Source organism: Acinetobacter sp. 1566109 (genome assembly GCF_000582255.1).
GTDB lineage: Bacteria > Pseudomonadota > Gammaproteobacteria > Pseudomonadales > Moraxellaceae > Acinetobacter > Acinetobacter nosocomialis.
In genome coordinates, this window is the sequence record NZ_JEYB01000001.1 from 90,332 (window position 1) to 107,506 (window position 17,175).

The following is a 17,175-nucleotide window of genomic DNA, read 5'->3' on the forward strand; positions in this document are numbered from 1 at the left end:
ATGTTATCTTTCACGTTTTTACATGTTGTTTTCTTACTTTAAGCTTCTTTTTTCATCGCTGTGTTTTGTTTTAGTTACTATTTCTAATCTTTGATTTTTATTACGATAATTTCAATGCTGATAGTGAGTTTTTCCACAGCAAATCAGCTAAATCTGACTCGGCCATATTTAAATTTTCGGCCAAACTTTTGAGTACATAAGGTAAGTTCACAGGCGTATTGCGAGTACGCTGCTCAGTTGAAGTTTGACAGCAAAGCGGCGTCATATCAGGACAGTCTGTTTCAATCACTAAATGCTCTGCACCTATAGCCTGTACCACAGTATGAAGCTTTTTCGCATTCGGGTTAGTCACTTGTCCCGTCACACCAATTTTAAAACCAAGCTTAATCAACCCTTTCGCCTCTTCCACACCACCACTAAAGGCATGAGCAATTCCACCGAGTTTAAACTTATGTGCTTTTAATATTGCTAATACGTCCCCGTGTGCTTTTCGAATATGAAGTAACACTGGCTTTTGGTATTGAGTTGCCAGATCTAACTGGTCGGCAAAATACTGTTTTTGCTTTGTATATATATCAGGCTGCTTATGTTCTTTCAAAAAAGTGTCGAGGCCAATTTCACCCACTGCCACGCAGTCTTCTTGCTGCAAAATTTGTTCAAGATGAGAAAGATGCTCTGATTTGTGCTGCTCAATATAAAATGGATGCAACCCCGGCGCTAAATAAGAAGCGGGCACCTTCTCCCACTGCTTGAGCTGATGATGAGTGTGTACCAAATCATCAAAACGTGACTGTAGAAAGCCAATTAACACCAAAGCATCCACACCCACTTTTTTAGCCTCAAGTGCTAACTGCTGCCGATCTTCATCAAAATCGGCAACATCGAAATGGGTATGGGTATCAAACAAATGCATTAGCTAGCACTTTTTTCGGCAGGTGTCGAAGCTGGTTTCGCTTTAGGCTGCGGCAAATATTCTTCTTTCAATACATCTTGTAATTGGTCGTATGGAATAACTAAACGAGGCAACCCCACAACATAAGGACCAATTTCATATTCGCCATATTGAAGAATCAAGCCCTGATCACCGAGCAGGAAGTTTTCGGTGAGTTTAAATGGCCAAGCTTGTTCATATTCACTCACACTATTGGCAAGTTTTGAGTCAGTCACCCAAGCTTTAAACGCCTCATGTGCTAACTTTTCTAAAGCGGCTTTTTTCTCTGGACGCAGCAAGTTTTCAAGTTTAACTTGCTTTTCCTCTTTTAAATCAAAATTGTAATAGTGTTGTGCAGCCGAACCATGTGCCCCGCCCAAATAGCTACTACTGTTAACCACAACAGTTACGACCTTACCTTGCGACTGTATGATTTTAGGTTTTACTAAAAGATTAATCTGATGATTACTACTTAACTCTTTTAGTTCCTTGTCTAAACCAATAAATGAGTTTGCATAGCGCTGAACCTGAGCATCGAAACTATCTTGTTGGTCAGCAGCAGCAACTCCCGAAGCTTCTGCCTTTTTATCAGTTTTTGCTGTTTTTGCATCTGGTTCTGCAATTTCAAGAATCTGTCCGAGTGCTTTTAAAACTTGTTGGTCAATAATCTTATCAATAAATGGATAGTTACTTTGCAAGCGCTCTACAGTAAATTCAGGGCAAATTTTACCACTACAGTCTGGCAAAACCACCTTACTTTGAACTGTTTCCCCTTTTAAAGTCAGTTCCACAGGCTTTTGCTCAACCACTGCTGGCTTTTGCTGATCTTTCGACTCTTTAGGATCACTTTTAGGCTGACATGCCACTAAAAATAGTGCAGAAGCAAGTAGCGTCAAACGTAGCGAGGCCTTAGAAGTTAACATCATATTTTGCCTTTATTCTGAGAAGATTATGCATAACTCATATGAAGTTAGCGCATCTATAAGTAGGTTGCAAATTCTGCTACCAACTTAAAACATTTGTTCATAAACCTCAGGTTGTAATATTTTTTTGGTTTGTTCTGTCGTTAAATAAATATCGAGCTGAGGCGCATCTTTGGTAATCTGATTTGCCTGATAATGCAGACCTACACCCTCACCATCAAAGAACCAGTCGGCCTGTCCCCAATACAAAGTTTTTGGTGCGTCTTTTTTAACATCAGCATTTTGTTTTTTCAGCCAATCCTGATACGCAGTTTGCACGATTTGATGCACAGTGGTTTGCTGGTCTTTTTGAAGTACATCAAGCAAAGTTAAGCTTTTATGCAATTTACGATCAGCCACGAAAAAATAATAACGATCTTTTATGGTGATCTCTTCTTGTTTACTGTCCAAAGCCAGTTGTAGTAATACATATTGATTACGCTGCGAAGCAATACGTGTATGAATGTGTAATTCATAGGCACGGTTTTTAGAATATTTATCTTGCCATTCGTCTGACTTTTTAACGTAAGCATCAACTGCTTGTTGCAAGCTCAAATCTTTTTTCAAATTAATTTGAGTCTGAATGACTTTCGCCTGATTTTTTTCGATCCAGCTATTTAACCACGCATCTTGGGTTTTTATGGTTTGAATATCGACATCAATACAGTTTTTCTTTTCACAAAAAGGCACTGCATAATTTGCCTTGGTTTCAGTCAAGTTTAAGTAAGGTAAAACCTCTGCCTTTTCAGTAGTATTCTTTTGGGCAGAAGCTATATTTTTTTCAGAAGATGATGAGGACTGAGTGCTTTTCCAGACAAATGCAGAAATAGCAGAAATTAGTGCTATAGCTGCAACCACAAGCGCAATAATAGCCTTTTTACTCAAATTCATTTCATCATCCTTTCTTATTTTTCAAAACAAAACAGCTTCTGTTCGAAGCTGTTTGTCACATTTATATGCTTAGTGTTCACGTGTACTACGGAACTCAATATCAGGCCAACGCTCTTGCATAATCTGCAAGTTTACTCGGCTAGGAGCAAGATACGTTAAGTGACCGCCGCCATCAATTGAAAGTTGGTCATGTGCTTTTTTCTTGAACTCATTAAGAATCTTGTCATCATCACAATGAATCCAACGCACAGTATTTACACTTACTGGCTCGTAAACACAGTCAACTTTATATTCTTCTTTCAAGCGGTAAGCAACAACGTCAAACTGAAGCACACCAACCGCGCCTACGATCAAATCATTGCTAATTTGTGGCATAAACACCTGAGTTGCACCTTCTTCAGACAACTCTTTCAAGCCTTTTTGCAATTGTTTTGACTTTAATGGATCTTTCAAACGTACACGGCGGAACATTTCTGGCGCAAAGTGTGGAATACCAGTGAAGTGTAAGTTTTCACCGCTAGTGAAAGTATCACCAATCTGGATGGTACCGTGGTTGTGTAAACCAATAATATCGCCCGGCCATGCTTCTTCTAAATGCTCACGTTCACCAGCCAAGAAAGTTAAGGCATCACTAATGCGGACTTCTTTACCAATACGCACGTGGTTCATTTTCAGGCCTTTTTCGTACTTACCTGAACAAATACGCATAAAGGCAATACGGTCACGGTGTTTAGGGTCCATGTTGGCTTGAATTTTAAATACAAAGCCAGAGAAACCTTCTTCTTTCGCTTCAACCATACGCTCTTGCGTTGGATGTGCTTTAGGTTCAGGCGCCCAGTTCATAAATGCATCAAGTACGTGGTCAACACCAAAGTTACCTAATGCTGTACCAAATAGAACAGGTGTTTGTTTACCTTGTAAGAAAAGTTCACGGTCTAATGGTTCATTTGCCATTTGTACCAACTCAAGCGACTCTTCAAAAGAAGCCCAAGCCAACTCACCTACTTTTTCACGAATATCGGCGTGATCATAGCCATCGCGTACTTCAATATCGGTAATGGTTGAACCAAAACCTGCTTTGTAAACATACAATTTATCTTCAAGAATATTGTATACACCAGCAAAGTCACGACCCATACCAAGTGGCCATGTAATTGGTACACAGCGAATATTTAAAACGTTTTCGATTTCGTCTAACAACTCAAGTGGTTCACGAATTTCGCGGTCCATTTTGTTGACGAAAGAAATAATTGGTGTGTCACGCATACGACACACTTCCATCAATTTGATGGTACGTTCTTCGACACCTTTTGCACCGTCAATCACCATCAGTGCAGAGTCAACCGCGGTAAGCGTACGATAAGTATCTTCCGAGAAGTCTTCGTGCCCCGGTGTATCGAGTAAGTTAATGGTGTGACCTTTATATGGGAACTGCATAACAGACGTGGTGATCGAGATACCACGTTCTTTTTCCATTTCCATCCAGTCAGATGTAGCTGCACGGTCAGATTTACGGCTTTTTACCATCCCTGCAACCTGAATCGCTTTACCCCATAACAACAGTTTTTCTGTCATGGTGGTTTTACCGGCATCGGGGTGGGAAATAATAGCAAATGTGCGTCGTTGAGCGACCTGTGCCGCTAACTCATCTTTAAAACTCATGAAATACACCTACTGCGGAGACTGCAGTGCCAAAGATCTAAAGTCGATCAAAATAAAAATTGGCGTAATTGTAGCAGATTTATAGGTACTGTTTAGAGATTGTTGAGTTGTTGGCCCGTGTTTTCCTATTTGAAAATAACTTTGGTGAAAATATAAAAATTCGGGTCCTCACACCAATAAAAAAGCCTGTCCAATATAAACAGGCTTTTACGAGTGAACTTAAAAAACTTATGCCAATTTCTTTTCTTCAATAAAATGAACATCGGCAATTTGTGCATCCCAAAACTCAGTCCACAATGCACAATAATCAAGACATAGTTTGGTCAAGCTTTCATAATCATCTTTGGTAATCGCTTGTGCTAATGCAAACCACAAGTCGTCTTGATGATCATCATCAGCAGCTTCTGCTGTTTCATCTGTTGAGACGCCGTGGACGTGATAATAACCACCACCCTCAACATCAATATTAACAAACTTGGTGGCTTGTCTTAATGGCGGGCTAAAAAGAATAACCTCTTCTTCTGCTACAGCCAATAAAGCCACTACATTCATATAGCTATCATAAGAAGCTTCTAAAAATGTTCTCACCTGATCTGCAATTTTTGAAGGTTTATAATTACGGCGGTCCTCCTCAGACAAACCGTAGTCATTTAATAAATCTTCATATAATGGATAATGTGCGTATTCAGGGTTTCCTAAATAATAATTATCTTTACCCAAACCCGGTCTAAAACCAAATTCATCTAATATATTTAGGCTTAATAGCACACGTGGAAACATTTTGGCGCCAGAGTGAAGCTTTGGTTCCAATTGCTTTGTTAAAAACTGTGCCTGTAATAAAGCATCAGTAAAAATTTGTACGATGGCATGACGATATTCTAAATGAATACGTGTCAAGGTTTGTTTATCAAGATAACCGTTATTTAATATTTCAATGGCTGGATGATGACTTACTGGTAAATGTGCAATTCTATTCCTTAACTGTTTGAGAAATTGTAAGTTTTCTTCCCACTGTTGGGCAGAAATACTATTTTTCATACCTTGTAATGCTTTTTGTCTTGGATTATCAAAGTCTTCAAATTTTTTTGACATAATCATTCTCAATAAAAAGTTTTTCTTATAGTTAAGCTAAGGCTTATCCCTCTATTTCCATTTCGCACTCTATTGCTAAAAGGATAAATTCCATATACCCATACTTAACGAGTCGATATTATGTTTATTATCTCAACAAATCAATGGATTAATTAATATTATTTAAAAAAGTAAACTATTGCCAATAAAAAATATATATTATTGTTTTTTAAAATAAACCAAACTATTGAATAAATATAATTTTTTAAATATCATAAAATAAGTTTTATTTAAGCTTTCATACTTTACAATAGCAAAGTTAATCAAAAAATATCTATGACGGGGCAACCAATGTCAAAAAGAGAAACGATTATAACAACAGCAATGACCCTTTTTAATCAGAAAAGTTATACCTCAATTGGGGTAGACAAAATTATTGCTGAGTCCAATGTTGCAAAAATGACTTTCTATAAGTACTTCTCTTCTAAAGAAGTTTTAATTGAAGAATGCCTTCAGCGAAGAATTTTGGAAGTGCAGGCTTCTTTACTAGAAAAGGTAAACCGCGCACATGATCCGTTAAATAAACTTAAAAATGTTTTTAACTGGTATATAGACTGGATTAATACTGAAGATTTTTATGGTTGTTTATTTAAAAAAGCGACTATAGAAGTTTTACAAATGTATCCATCCATTAAAAGCCAAGTGAACCAATATAGACAATGGATTTACGACTTAGTAGTCTCTATGTTTTTAGAGCTAGAAATTGAAGATCCAACAGTTCTAAGCAGCCTTTTTCTAAATATTATTGATGGACTTATTATTGATGGCACCATTAATAAACCAGAAATTAATGCTGAAAGAACATGGTCTTATATAAATAAACTCATTGAGCTTGAAACAACGCAGAGCTGTGCGGCTGCGTAAATAGATTTAATTATTTATGATGCTATCTCATAAATAAACCTTGTTTTAACCCATACGAAAGTTTGAATACATACTCTTTTACATGAACAGACTTGTTTCATCTTCTTAGCTATATATAGATTAGGCCGTTATGTTTTAAATGCATAGCGGCCTTATTTTATATAAGCTCAAGCTTTTCTTAAAAAAATTTATTAATAAAACTCTAATGTTAGTTAAGCTCATCTATTTAATTAATTAATCACTAAGAAAAATACTTTTTAAAATATATTGCAATAACAGTTCTCTATTATCAGCCTTCGTTTCATCTAGCAGTTGAATAATGGCACCATCAATTACAAATAAAAACATATGAGCATCTTTTTTAGTAGCATCGTTCTTCGCTGTTAAAAGCAATTTATAAACTTCATCAATTAACCATTGACGGTACTGTATAACCACTTGATAGGCTGTAGGGTAAATTTTTTCAATTTCAAAAATAGCTCTAAATGGCAAATAATAATGCCCTTCCAGATTGACATGTAAAAAGAATATTTCCTTTAACTTTTCACGCACCACTAAATCTTTTTGTGTATAAATAATTGAGAAGACTTTTTCTTTTAAAGCATCTTTTTGAAAGTTTAAACTCATTTCAATAAGCCGCTCTTTAGACTGAAAATATTTATAAAACGTGGTTTTGGTCACTTCCGCTTCTTCTACAATGCGGTCTACACCAACGTTGTGAAAACCATGGTCATTAAAAAGATAACGAGATGTATGAAGCACACTTAACGCGCGAAATGAGAGATCTGAATATGGCATATATGTACCGTTATAAAATAATTTGTTGTTGTGTCTAAATGAGATAAAACAGCCGCAACTTTTGCTCTAGGCAAAAAAAGCATGCAAAGGCCCCAAAGATGGCCCTAAGGCATCTCAAGTTTTATTGTTGATATGATTTTTTAGTCGTGACGAACTAAAGCCTGAAAACTCGAAAGTGATCAAACAACGCTAAAGACTAATCGGGAGGTGTAAAAAAAGTATGCACAGCCAACTCCTTATATGGGGAGTTCTGCCAAAGCATTAATAAAGAATTATGGTGGCAGAACGAAAGAGGGTTCGCAGACTAGTCACACAACTAGCACACCATAGGTGTCCCTCTCCCGTCCTACCGCTACGGGAGGGAACGAGAGTACACACAAAACTATTCCTCAGACGAAATAGCTCTGATGCGGTGTGAGACGGTCTGCGACAACCGGCTGGCAAATGTAGGCCAGCAGGCAAAGGATAATCTGAGAGTTTAGAAGTGTCAATGTGGAATTTATGACAAGTTTTTAAATTTCTTATTGTTTTTCACTAGATTAACTAAATTATTATTTTAGATATTATATAAAGTTGTAATTTTAAAATTTATCACAAGTTCGTTAAACAAAATGAGCGCCTTGTGACTGAATCAGTTGCCCTACATTTACAGGCATTCCTAACAAGTAACCTTGGAACTGCTGACAGCCTAAACGCGTTAAAATTTCGACTTGCTGCTGAGTTTCCACCCCTTCGGCTGTTACGGTTAAACCTAATTTTTTCGCCAAATGAATAATACTTTCTAAAATGACTTCTTCTTTTGAGCCCGGTTTTAAATCGACAATAAAACCACGGTCAATTTTAAGCTCATCGACTGGTAAGTCTTTTAAATATAAGAAGCTTGAGTGCCCTGTTCCAAAGTCATCAATTGCCACACGAATCCCCATATCACGCAGCCGCTCACAAGCACGAATGCTTAAGTCGATATGTCGCATTGCAGTTGATTCAGTAATTTCAATAATGAGGTGATGAGGCTTAATTTGGTATTTTTTTAACAAACCTTCGAGGGTACTAAAGAGCTTTTTATTTTCAAACTGCAAAGCCGATAAATTGACTGCGATTGGATAAAACTGCGTATTGCTACGTTCCCATTCCTGAATTTGCTGGCAAGCTTGCTCAAGCGCCCAATATCCCATTGGAATAATTAAACCTGTCTTTTCCGCGCCACCAATAAACATATGTGGTGTCAGCATACCTAAAGATGGATGATTCCAGCGAATGAGTGCCTCTACCCCGCAAATCTCAAGATTGGTATTAAATTTAGGTTGGTAATAAAGAACAAATTGTTTTTCTTCGACTGCTTTATATAAATCATTGATCAGTTTTGACTGACTTCTGGTTTCTTGTTGGTGGGTTGAATAACTAAAGACGGTGTAAGTATTGCGGCCCTGCTCTTTAGACATCAGCATGGCAGCATCGGCATTCATTAGCAGGTCTTGAACATTCTGCCCATGTTCAGGAAACAATGCGATGCCAAGGCTTGCCGAAATGTTAATTTCTTTACCGGAAATCTGGTAACTGTCTTGAATAAGCTGCAATACTTTTTCAGCAAGTTGCATTGCCTCTTCAGTATCGGTATTTTCAGCTATTAATAAAAACTCATCCCCACCAATTCGAAGCAACTTACATTTTTCATTGAGTTGCCAATGTAAGCGATTGGCCATTTGAATAAGAAGCTGATCACCAATGTGGTGTCCAAACGCATCATTTACCGATTTAAAACGGTCTAAATCAATATAGAGAAAAGCAATTTTCTGGTCTTTATAACGATGATCTGACAAAAGAACTTCTGCGTAATCAACTAAATAAAGTCGGTTTGGTAATTTAGTTAAGTTATCTTGAATGGAGAGATTGGCGAGTTCTTTATTGGCTTTACGGAGTTCTAAATTTCGTTGGTTCAGTCGTTGTTCCAGCACGGCGACAATAAAACTCGCGACCAGTACCAGACATGTAACCAGAATAATAGTAAACAGCAACAGGTCATGTTCAGCCTGATATTGGCTCACAAATTTATCGGTAATATTTGTCGAAATAAGTGCCGTATAGTGCATGCCCATAATGCTTAAAGTCATCATGACTGCAAAAGCGAGTTTTAAACTTACTCGATTACGCTCGCTCTCTTTTAATTTATAGGCCAACAAAAAAGCTAGACCTGAACCACTCATGGCAATTAAGACAGAAAATAAAATGAGAAATGAGGTGTAATCTTTCTTATAAATATCAATATTCCAGCCCAGCATACTCACATAATATGAAGCTGAAATACCAATGCCCATAATGACTGAGCTTAAAACCAACCTAAATAATGGTAGTGTAAAACGGGAAGTGAGCCAAATTGCGACACTTGAAAGTACAGCACTAATTCCAAAAGACAGTGTAATTAAAGGAACGTTCGAAGAAGCTGCTTCAAATAAATGGTAAGCATGCATACCGACAATATGGACAATACTAATCGCTGCTGCGAGTAATAATCCATTAAGTAATAGAATAAACGGCTCAATCTTTTTATAAGTTTGCTTAAATATTAACTGCTCCATGGAAATCACAATATAGCAAATAGCGCCAGCCGCAATAAAAGAGCCGACGATCAATGTGCTATCGTAATCAACATGACCCATATTGGACTTCCATGATTATTCAATACTTTTTTTTATTTTGTTCAACTCATTGCACAAAATACAATTAAACACGTTAAAGAAAAATTAGTAAATTCGACTTTTTTAGTCAGTTATAAACAATAACATTATCTAACATTTGGTCAAGTATTTTTTACTTTAGAAATCAATAAAGTAAACAAAAATTAAGCATCCAATTATATGAAAAATATAGGATTTCTTAAGTCTAGGTCAATTGACCTTAATGATGTTTTTTTAAACTTGTTTTAGGGGCTAATAAAATAAAAAAACCCTGCATGAAGCAGGGTCTTTTTAAACAATAGAAAAGAGTATTAGTTTTTCTCTTTATCTACGATCTTGTTTGCTTGAATCCAAGGCATCATCGCACGTAATTTAGCACCAGTTTGTTCAATACCATGTGCAGCATTTTGACGACGACGAGCTGTCATAGATGGGTAGTTCAATGCACCTTCTTGGATGAACATCTTCGCGTATTCACCAGATTGAATACGTTTTAATGCATTACGCATTGCTTCACGAGACTGTTCGTTAATTACTTCAGGACCAGTTACGTATTCACCGTACTCAGCGTTGTTAGAAACTGAGTAGTTCATGTCAGCGATACCGCCTTCGAACATCAAGTCAACGATTAACTTAAGTTCGTGTAAGCATTCGAAGTAAGCCATTTCTGGTGCATAACCAGCTTCAACCAAAGTTTCGAAGCCCATTTTAACAAGTTCAACTGCACCACCACAAAGAACTGCTTGCTCACCGAATAAGTCAGTTTCAGTTTCTTCACGGAATGAAGTTTCGATAATACCTGTACGACCACCACCTACGCCAGAAGCGTAAGAAAGCGCAACGTTACGTGCATTACCAGAAGCGTCTTGGTGAATCGCGATTAGGTCAGGAACACCTGAACCACGTTGGAATTCAGAACGTACAGTGTGACCAGGAGCTTTAGGCGCAACCATGATTACGTCTAAGTCTTTACGTGGAACAACTTGGTTATATAGAACAGAGAAACCATGAGCAAATGCTAAAGTCGCGCCTTCTTTGATGTTTGGCTCAATCACGTCACGGTAAAGTTGTGATTGGAATTCATCTGGAGTCAAAATCATTACGAGGTCAGCTTGCTTAACTGCTGCTGGGACTTCAGCAACTTTAAGACCAGCGTTTTCAGCTTTCTTCCAAGAAGCTGAACCTGCACGTAAACCTACAGTTACGTCTACGCCTGAGTCTTTAAGGTTAAGTGCATGAGCATGACCTTGAGAACCGTAACCAATAATCGCAACTTTCTTGCCTTGGATGATTGATAAGTCACAGTCTTTATCGTAAAAAATTTGCATTTGTGTTCTCCGCTAAAATACTTTTTAAAAAATTAAATGGCTAAAACTTTTTCGCCACGGGCGATACCTGATACACCTGAGCGAACGACTTCAAGAATGGTGTTTTCTGCAAGCGCATCGATAAAACCATCTAATTTTTCAGTTGTCCCTGCTATTTGAATGGTATAGGTTGTTGGTGTCACGTCTACAATTTGCGCACGGAAAATATCCGCAGTGCGCTTAATTTCAGCACGTGAAGCACCTAATGCTTTTACTTTGATTAGCATGAGTTCACGTTCAATGTGTGAACCTTCTGATAAATCAACTACTTTTACCACCTCAACAAGTTTGTTGAGCTGTTTCGTAATTTGTTCGATCTTATGGTCATCGCCATAAGTCGTTAACGTCAAACGCGATAATGTCGGATCTTCGGTTGGTGCAACATTTAAAGTTTCAATGTTGTAGTTACGTTGGCTGAATAAGCCCACCAAACGAGAAAGCGCACCAGCTTCGTTTTCAACGAGTACAGAAATAATATGTCTCATTAAATGCGCTCCCCTTTAGAAATCCACATGTCACGCATAGATTGACCTGCAACCTGCATTGGATAAACGTGTTCGCTACGGTCAACCATAACGTTGATAAATACGCATTTATCATTGATGGCCATTGCTTCTGCAAGCTTAGATTCAAGTTCATCGGCATGATTAATTTGAATGCCTACATGACCATAAGCTTCCATTAACTTGGCAAAGTCAGGTAATGACTCAACATAAGAACTTGAATGACGACCTTCATAGTTCATATCTTGCCATTGTTTCACCATACCTAAAGCACGGTTGTTCAAGCACAAGATTTTTACGTTCAAGCCATATTGTTTACAGGTTGAAAGCTCCTGAATACACATCTGAATTGAAGCTTCACCCGTAATACAAACAACTTGTTGGTCAGGGAAAGCAAGCTTCGCAGCCATTGCATAAGGTAAGCCAACACCCATGGTGCCAAGACCACCTGAGTTAATCCATTGACGAGGACGTTTGTACTTATAATAAAGTGCACCAAACATCTGATGTTGACCAACGTCAGAAGTAATGATGGCATCACCATTGGTTACTTTATATAAAGTTTCAACAACCTGCTGTGGCTTCATGGTGCCATCAGATGGGTTTTCATATTTCAAACCATGAACTTTGCGCCATTCATTAATTTGAGACCACCAAGCCGCAATTGCTTCAGGATTTGGTTTAGACACATTTAACTGTTTTAACTGTGCCAACATTTCTTGAAGAACAGGCTCTACTGCACCAACGATCGGAATATGCGCCATAATCGTTTTTGAAATGGTCGCAGGATCGATATCGACATGAATCACTTTTGAGTTCGGGCAGAATTTGGCTGGGTTATTTGTTACACGGTCATCAAAACGCGCACCAATCGCCAAAATTACGTCTGCATGGTGCATTGCCATATTGGCTTCGTATGTACCGTGCATGCCCAACATGCCAATAAACTGTGGATCGTCGCCCGGGAATCCGCCTAACCCCATAAGTGTGTTAGTTACCGGATAACCAAGTAAATGTGCAAGTTCGGTTAATAACGCAGAAGCATTACCTTGTACGACACCACCGCCTGTATAAATAACAGGACGTTTTGCAGTAAGTAATTCATCAATTGCTTTACGAATTTGACCAGAGTGGCCACGTGAAGGCGGTTGATATGAACGCATCTTCACTTTTTCAGGGTATTCGTAGGCAAACTTTTCTGCAGGGTTCGTCGCATCTTTAGGAATATCAACTACAACTGGACCAGGGCGCCCACTTGACGCGATATAGAATGCTTTTTTAATAATTGCAGGGATTTCACTCGCGTGACGGACCTGAAAGCTGTGTTTCACGATAGGACGTGAAATACCAACCATGTCAGTTTCCTGGAAAGCGTCTTCACCAATCAGATGTGATGCAACCTGGCCAGACAAAATCACCATTGGGATTGAGTCCATATAAGCTGTTGCAATTGGAGTTACTGTATTGGTTGCGCCCGGACCAGAAGTGACCAGTACTACGCCAGTCTTACCTGTAGCACGCGAGTAGGCATCTGCCATATGACCAGCAGCTTGCTCATGGCGCACGAGGTAATGATTGATTTTGTCTTGTTGAAATAGCGCATCATAAATATGTAATACAGCGCCGCCTGGATAACCAAAAACATGTTCAACGCCTTCGTCCGCAAGAGCACGAACGAGCATTTCACCACCAGATAAAAGTTCCAACGTGATTCACCCTAAAATTTTTATCACTATTTATGGAAGGCACAAATAGTGTTTCATTCATTGAATTGTCTGCACTGTTATAGCACACATATTGTCTAGTTTTCGTTGCAATAGAAAAATTTCTGTTTTTCAGCCGTATAAGCTGTTTTAACATTAATAAAGCATGTCTGGATATACATACTTTAGTAAAATCAATCTCTCGGCTAGAGAGAATGTCTATTACAAAACATGATATTTATTCGAAGGGTGATCGAGTAAATACATATAAAACTAGAGAAAGCATTTTTGTTGTTTCTATATACAAAGTCAAGAATAAAGAAATGGTTTTTCCATAAAAAGTTTTAGCTGTTGTTTTTTTAATCTAATATTAAGCCGTAAATTTGTTCATTCCCTCTCCATTTTTATTAAAAAAATACTCTTTTTTATATAAAACCATGCATTCTAAATTGCTTATTTATGAACTTTATTTAAATATAGTCAGTATTTTTTGGGGAACATCTAATATGAATTTATCTTATTTAAAAACAAGCTTATATACAGCAATCACCACAGCAATTTTAGTTTGCTCAACTCAAAGTCAGGCCGAGCAGTATTATAAATGGGTAGATAAAAACGGCTCGACACATTACACCACGACGCCACCACCTAAGGGTGCGAAACATTTGAACAAAGTTTCAACTTACGGTACCCAGCCTTCCGTAAAGAATCCGACATCAAACCCAGAACAACCAGCTCAGACTAAAACAGATAAAGCCGTATCAGAAGCAGCTAACGCCACGCAGGAAAAAACTGCGCCTGCAGTAGCAGCTCCACCTGCTGCATCCGCACCTGCTCCATCAGCTTCAGCACCACGATAAGTAAAATGAGAGTGGTGAATACTTTCACCACTCTTCTCGGATTTAAAATAAAGAAGAATAAGTTGGGAAATTTTTATAGCGCATATTAAAAGATAAAATCGTGATCTAAAAACTGACATTTTCCTCTATTTTGCGCTATGCTGTGCAGCAATCTTTCATTTCAATTTTCGTTGTATAGCTTACGTCTATGACTATTTCTCACATTGACCCAGAATATCAAGCAAACACGATTGAACCATCCGTCCAACAAGATTGGGAAAATCGTAAAGTCTTTAAAGTTGCCGACACTGTCGAAGGTAAACATCGTTACATCCTGTCAATGTTCCCTTACCCAAGTGGCAAACTGCACATGGGTCATGTGCGTAACTATACAATTGGCGACGTAATTAGCCGTTTCTATCGTTTAAAAGGCGAAACCGTACTACAACCTATGGGTTGGGACGCTTTTGGTTTGCCTGCGGAAAACGCTGCAATTGCCCATAAAGTTGCTCCGGCAAAATGGACATTTGAAAACATCGCTTATATGCGTGACCAATTAAAAAAATTAGGTTTATCTGTTGATTGGGACCGTGAATTTGCAACGTGTACACCAGAGTACTACCACTGGGAACAATGGTTGTTTGTTCAGCTTTATAAAAAAGGTTTGATCTACCGTAAACTTTCAACAGTGAACTGGGATCCGGTTGACCAAACAGTTTTGGCAAACGAACAAGTTGAAAATGGTCGTGGATGGCGTTCTGGTGCATTGGTTGAAAAACGCGATATTCCAATGTACTACTTCCGTATTACGGACTATGCACAAGAATTATTAGACGACCTAGACACTTTACAAGACGGCTGGCCTCAACAAGTGTTGACCATGCAACGTAACTGGATTGGTCGCTCTACAGGTATGGAAATTACTTTCCCATCTGCAAATACCGAAATTTATGCTGACGGCTTAACTGTTTATACAACACGTGCTGATACGCTTATGGGCGTAACATACGTTGCTGTTGCCGCAGAACACCCTCTTGCACTTAAAGCTGCTGAAAATAACCCTGAATTGGCTGCATTTATCGAAGAATGCCGCATGGGTTCAGTTGCAGAAGCTGACTTGGCAACAGCCGAGAAAAAAGGCATGGCAACAGGCTTGTTTGTAAAACACCCTGTCACTGGTGAGGAGCTTCCTGTCTGGATCGCAAACTACGTATTAATGTCTTACGGTTCTGGCGCAGTGATGGCTGTACCAGCCCATGACGAACGTGATCTTGAATTTGCGAACAAGTTCAACTTGCCAATTAAGCAAGTGATTGATGCCAAAGGCGCTGACGATGCAGACTACTCTGCAACTGAGTGGCAAGAATGGTACGGTTCTAAAGAAGGTAAACTTGTTAACTCTGGCGAGTTTGACGGTTTAGAATTCCAAGCTGCGTTTGACGCATTCCTTGCGAAATTAGAACCACAAGGTTTAGCAAACTCTAAAGTTCAATTCCGTTTACGTGACTGGGGTGTTTCTCGTCAACGTTACTGGGGTTGTCCAATTCCAATGATTAACTGTGATACTTGTGGTCAAGTCACAGTTCCAGAAGACCAACTTCCGGTTGTATTACCAACTGATGTTGTTCCAGATGGTTCAGGTAACCCGCTTAATAAAATGCCTGAATTCTATGAAACAAAATGTCCTTGCTGTGGTGGCGATGCTCGCCGTGAAACAGATACATTGGATACATTCGTAGAGTCATCTTGGTACTACGCACGCTATGCGTCTCCAGACTTCACTGGTGGTATGGTTAAACCTGAAGCAGCTCAAAACTGGCTTCCTGTAAACCAATATATTGGTGGTGTTGAACACGCGATTCTTCACTTACTTTATGCACGTTTCTTCCACAAATTAATGCGAGATGAAGGCGTTGTACAAGGTAATGAACCATTTACTAACTTGTTAACTCAAGGCATGGTGCTTGCAGATACATTCTATCGTGAAGCGGAAAATGGTAAGAAAACTTGGTTCAACCCTGCTGACATCGAATTAGAACGTGATGAGAAAGGTCGCATCATTTCTGCAAAATATTCAGGTGATGGTCAAGAAGTGATTATCGGCGGACAAGAAAAAATGTCTAAGTCGAAAAATAACGGTATTGACCCACAAGCAATTATCGATCAATACGGCGCAGATACAGCACGTGTATTTATGATGTTTGCTGCTCCACCAGATCAATCTTTAGAATGGTCTGATGCAGGTGTTGAAGGCGCAAACCGTTTCTTGAAACGTGTATGGCGTCTGGTAGCAAGCTTCCTTGAAAAAGGAAATGCTGCAACTGCAATCGATACGGCAAACTTGTCTAAAGACGCTCAAGATTTACGTCGTAAGACTCACGAAACGATTCAAAAAGTAAGTGATGATATTGAACGTCGTCATGCATTCAATACTGCAATTGCCGCGTTAATGGAATTATTAAACGCAAGCAATAAGTTTGAAGCAAAAGATGACAACGACGTTGCTGTAGAACGTGAAGCAATCACAACATTGTTAACGTTGCTTGCTCCATTTGCTCCGCATTTAAGCCAGACTTTATTGGCTCAGTTTGGTACGGACTTAACAGAAGCAACTTTCCCTGAAGTTGATGCTTCTGCGTTAACACGCAATACCCAAACGATTGTTGTACAAGTAAATGGTAAACTTCGCGGTAAACTTGAAGTTCCTGTTGATATTTCTAAAGATGAATTATTAGCTCAAGCTAAAGCGTTACCAGAAGTTCAACAGTTCTTAACAGGACCAACCAAAAAAGAAATTGTGGTTCCAAACAAATTGGTTAACCTCGTGGTTTAATTACAGGTATTAATGA

The 17,175-nt window shown here is 38.6% G+C and carries 13 protein-coding genes; 3 read left to right on the forward strand and 10 right to left on the reverse strand.

The genetic code is table 11. The features are described from left to right. Positions 1-100 precede the first annotated feature (100 nt). The 5 genes from J582_RS06120 to J582_RS06140 form a co-directional block, all read right to left on the reverse strand. Entirely contained in the window at positions 101-913 is an 813-nt protein-coding gene (locus J582_RS06120; RefSeq protein ID WP_032047490.1) for a TatD family hydrolase, read from the reverse strand. Next, positions 913-1,854, reverse strand: a complete 942-nt coding sequence (locus tag J582_RS06125; protein ID WP_032047491.1) for an RsiV family protein — start codon at positions 1,852-1,854, stop codon at positions 913-915. Before J582_RS06125 ends, J582_RS06120 begins: the two co-directional genes overlap by 1 nt. An 87-nt stretch (positions 1,855-1,941) precedes the next feature. Beyond that, positions 1,942-2,784 (reverse strand): hypothetical protein, encoded by an 843-nt coding sequence (locus tag J582_RS06130; protein ID WP_032047492.1) that lies wholly within the window; start codon positions 2,782-2,784, stop codon positions 1,942-1,944. Between the two features lie 69 nt (positions 2,785-2,853). Further along, the gene (locus J582_RS06135) at positions 2,854-4,446 is read right to left on the reverse strand and encodes a peptide chain release factor 3 (protein ID WP_004710644.1); all 1,593 of its coding nucleotides are present in this window, start codon (positions 4,444-4,446) and stop codon (positions 2,854-2,856) included. A 228-nt stretch (positions 4,447-4,674) separates the two neighbouring features. Then, on the reverse strand, positions 4,675-5,538 hold the full coding sequence (locus J582_RS06140; protein ID WP_032047493.1) for a hypothetical protein: 864 nt from the start codon (positions 5,536-5,538) through the stop codon (positions 4,675-4,677). A gap of 330 nt (positions 5,539-5,868) precedes the next feature. Between J582_RS06140 and J582_RS06145 the strand changes: the two genes are divergently transcribed. Continuing rightward, on the forward strand, positions 5,869-6,441 hold the full coding sequence (locus J582_RS06145; RefSeq protein WP_002053226.1) for a TetR/AcrR family transcriptional regulator: 573 nt from the start codon (positions 5,869-5,871) through the stop codon (positions 6,439-6,441). Positions 6,442-6,675: 234 nt separating this feature from the next. Here J582_RS06145 and J582_RS06150 read toward each other — a convergent pair whose 3' ends face one another. From J582_RS06150 to J582_RS06170, 5 genes are all read right to left on the reverse strand, one after another. Further along, positions 6,676-7,239, reverse strand: a complete 564-nt coding sequence (locus J582_RS06150; protein WP_002053434.1) for a TetR/AcrR family transcriptional regulator — start codon at positions 7,237-7,239, stop codon at positions 6,676-6,678. A gap of 602 nt (positions 7,240-7,841) precedes the next feature. Further along, positions 7,842-9,896 (reverse strand): GGDEF domain-containing phosphodiesterase, encoded by a 2,055-nt coding sequence (locus tag J582_RS06155; RefSeq protein ID WP_022575773.1) that lies wholly within the window; start codon positions 9,894-9,896, stop codon positions 7,842-7,844. A 329-nt stretch (positions 9,897-10,225) separates the two neighbouring features. Then, a complete protein-coding gene (gene ilvC, locus J582_RS06160) occupies positions 10,226-11,242 on the reverse strand; it encodes a ketol-acid reductoisomerase (protein WP_002053209.1) in 1,017 nt (338 codons plus the stop codon). 32 nt (positions 11,243-11,274) lie between these two features. Next, the gene (ilvN, locus tag J582_RS06165; RefSeq protein ID WP_001215920.1) at positions 11,275-11,766 is read right to left on the reverse strand and encodes an acetolactate synthase small subunit; all 492 of its coding nucleotides are present in this window, start codon (positions 11,764-11,766) and stop codon (positions 11,275-11,277) included. Beyond that, positions 11,766-13,490, reverse strand: a complete 1,725-nt coding sequence (locus tag J582_RS06170; protein WP_002053493.1) for an acetolactate synthase 3 large subunit — start codon at positions 13,488-13,490, stop codon at positions 11,766-11,768. Before J582_RS06170 ends, ilvN begins: the two co-directional genes overlap by 1 nt. A gap of 503 nt (positions 13,491-13,993) precedes the next feature. Here J582_RS06170 and J582_RS06175 point away from each other — a divergent pair. Both J582_RS06175 and leuS read left to right on the forward strand, forming a co-directional pair. Further along, positions 13,994-14,347 carry a DUF4124 domain-containing protein gene (locus J582_RS06175; RefSeq protein WP_032047494.1) on the forward strand — a complete coding sequence of 118 codons (354 nt, stop codon included), beginning with the start codon at positions 13,994-13,996 and terminating at the stop codon, positions 14,345-14,347. A 187-nt stretch (positions 14,348-14,534) separates the two neighbouring features. Next, positions 14,535-17,159 (forward strand): leucine--tRNA ligase, encoded by a 2,625-nt coding sequence (gene leuS, locus J582_RS06180; RefSeq protein WP_032047495.1) that lies wholly within the window; start codon positions 14,535-14,537, stop codon positions 17,157-17,159. The last annotated feature ends 16 nt before the right edge of the window (positions 17,160-17,175 follow it).

Coding starts and splice junctions, on each gene's coding strand:
- J582_RS06150 (WP_002053434.1), bottom strand. CDS start 7,239: ATGCCATATTCAGATCTCTCATTTCGCGCGTTAAGTGTGCTTCATACA.
- J582_RS06140 (WP_032047493.1), bottom strand. CDS start 5,538: ATGTCAAAAAAATTTGAAGACTTTGATAATCCAAGACAAAAAGCATTA.
- J582_RS06175 (WP_032047494.1), top strand. CDS start 13,994: ATGAATTTATCTTATTTAAAAACAAGCTTATATACAGCAATCACCACA.
- J582_RS06130 (WP_032047492.1), bottom strand. CDS start 2,784: ATGAATTTGAGTAAAAAGGCTATTATTGCGCTTGTGGTTGCAGCTATA.
- J582_RS06135 (WP_004710644.1), bottom strand. CDS start 4,446: ATGAGTTTTAAAGATGAGTTAGCGGCACAGGTCGCTCAACGACGCACA.
- ilvN (WP_001215920.1), bottom strand. CDS start 11,766: ATGAGACATATTATTTCTGTACTCGTTGAAAACGAAGCTGGTGCGCTT.
- ilvC (WP_002053209.1), bottom strand. CDS start 11,242: ATGCAAATTTTTTACGATAAAGACTGTGACTTATCAATCATCCAAGGC.
- J582_RS06145 (WP_002053226.1), top strand. CDS start 5,869: ATGTCAAAAAGAGAAACGATTATAACAACAGCAATGACCCTTTTTAAT.
- J582_RS06120 (WP_032047490.1), bottom strand. CDS start 913: ATGCATTTGTTTGATACCCATACCCATTTCGATGTTGCCGATTTTGAT.
- J582_RS06155 (WP_022575773.1), bottom strand. CDS start 9,896: ATGGGTCATGTTGATTACGATAGCACATTGATCGTCGGCTCTTTTATT.
- J582_RS06125 (WP_032047491.1), bottom strand. CDS start 1,854: ATGTTAACTTCTAAGGCCTCGCTACGTTTGACGCTACTTGCTTCTGCA.
- leuS (WP_032047495.1), top strand. CDS start 14,535: ATGACTATTTCTCACATTGACCCAGAATATCAAGCAAACACGATTGAA.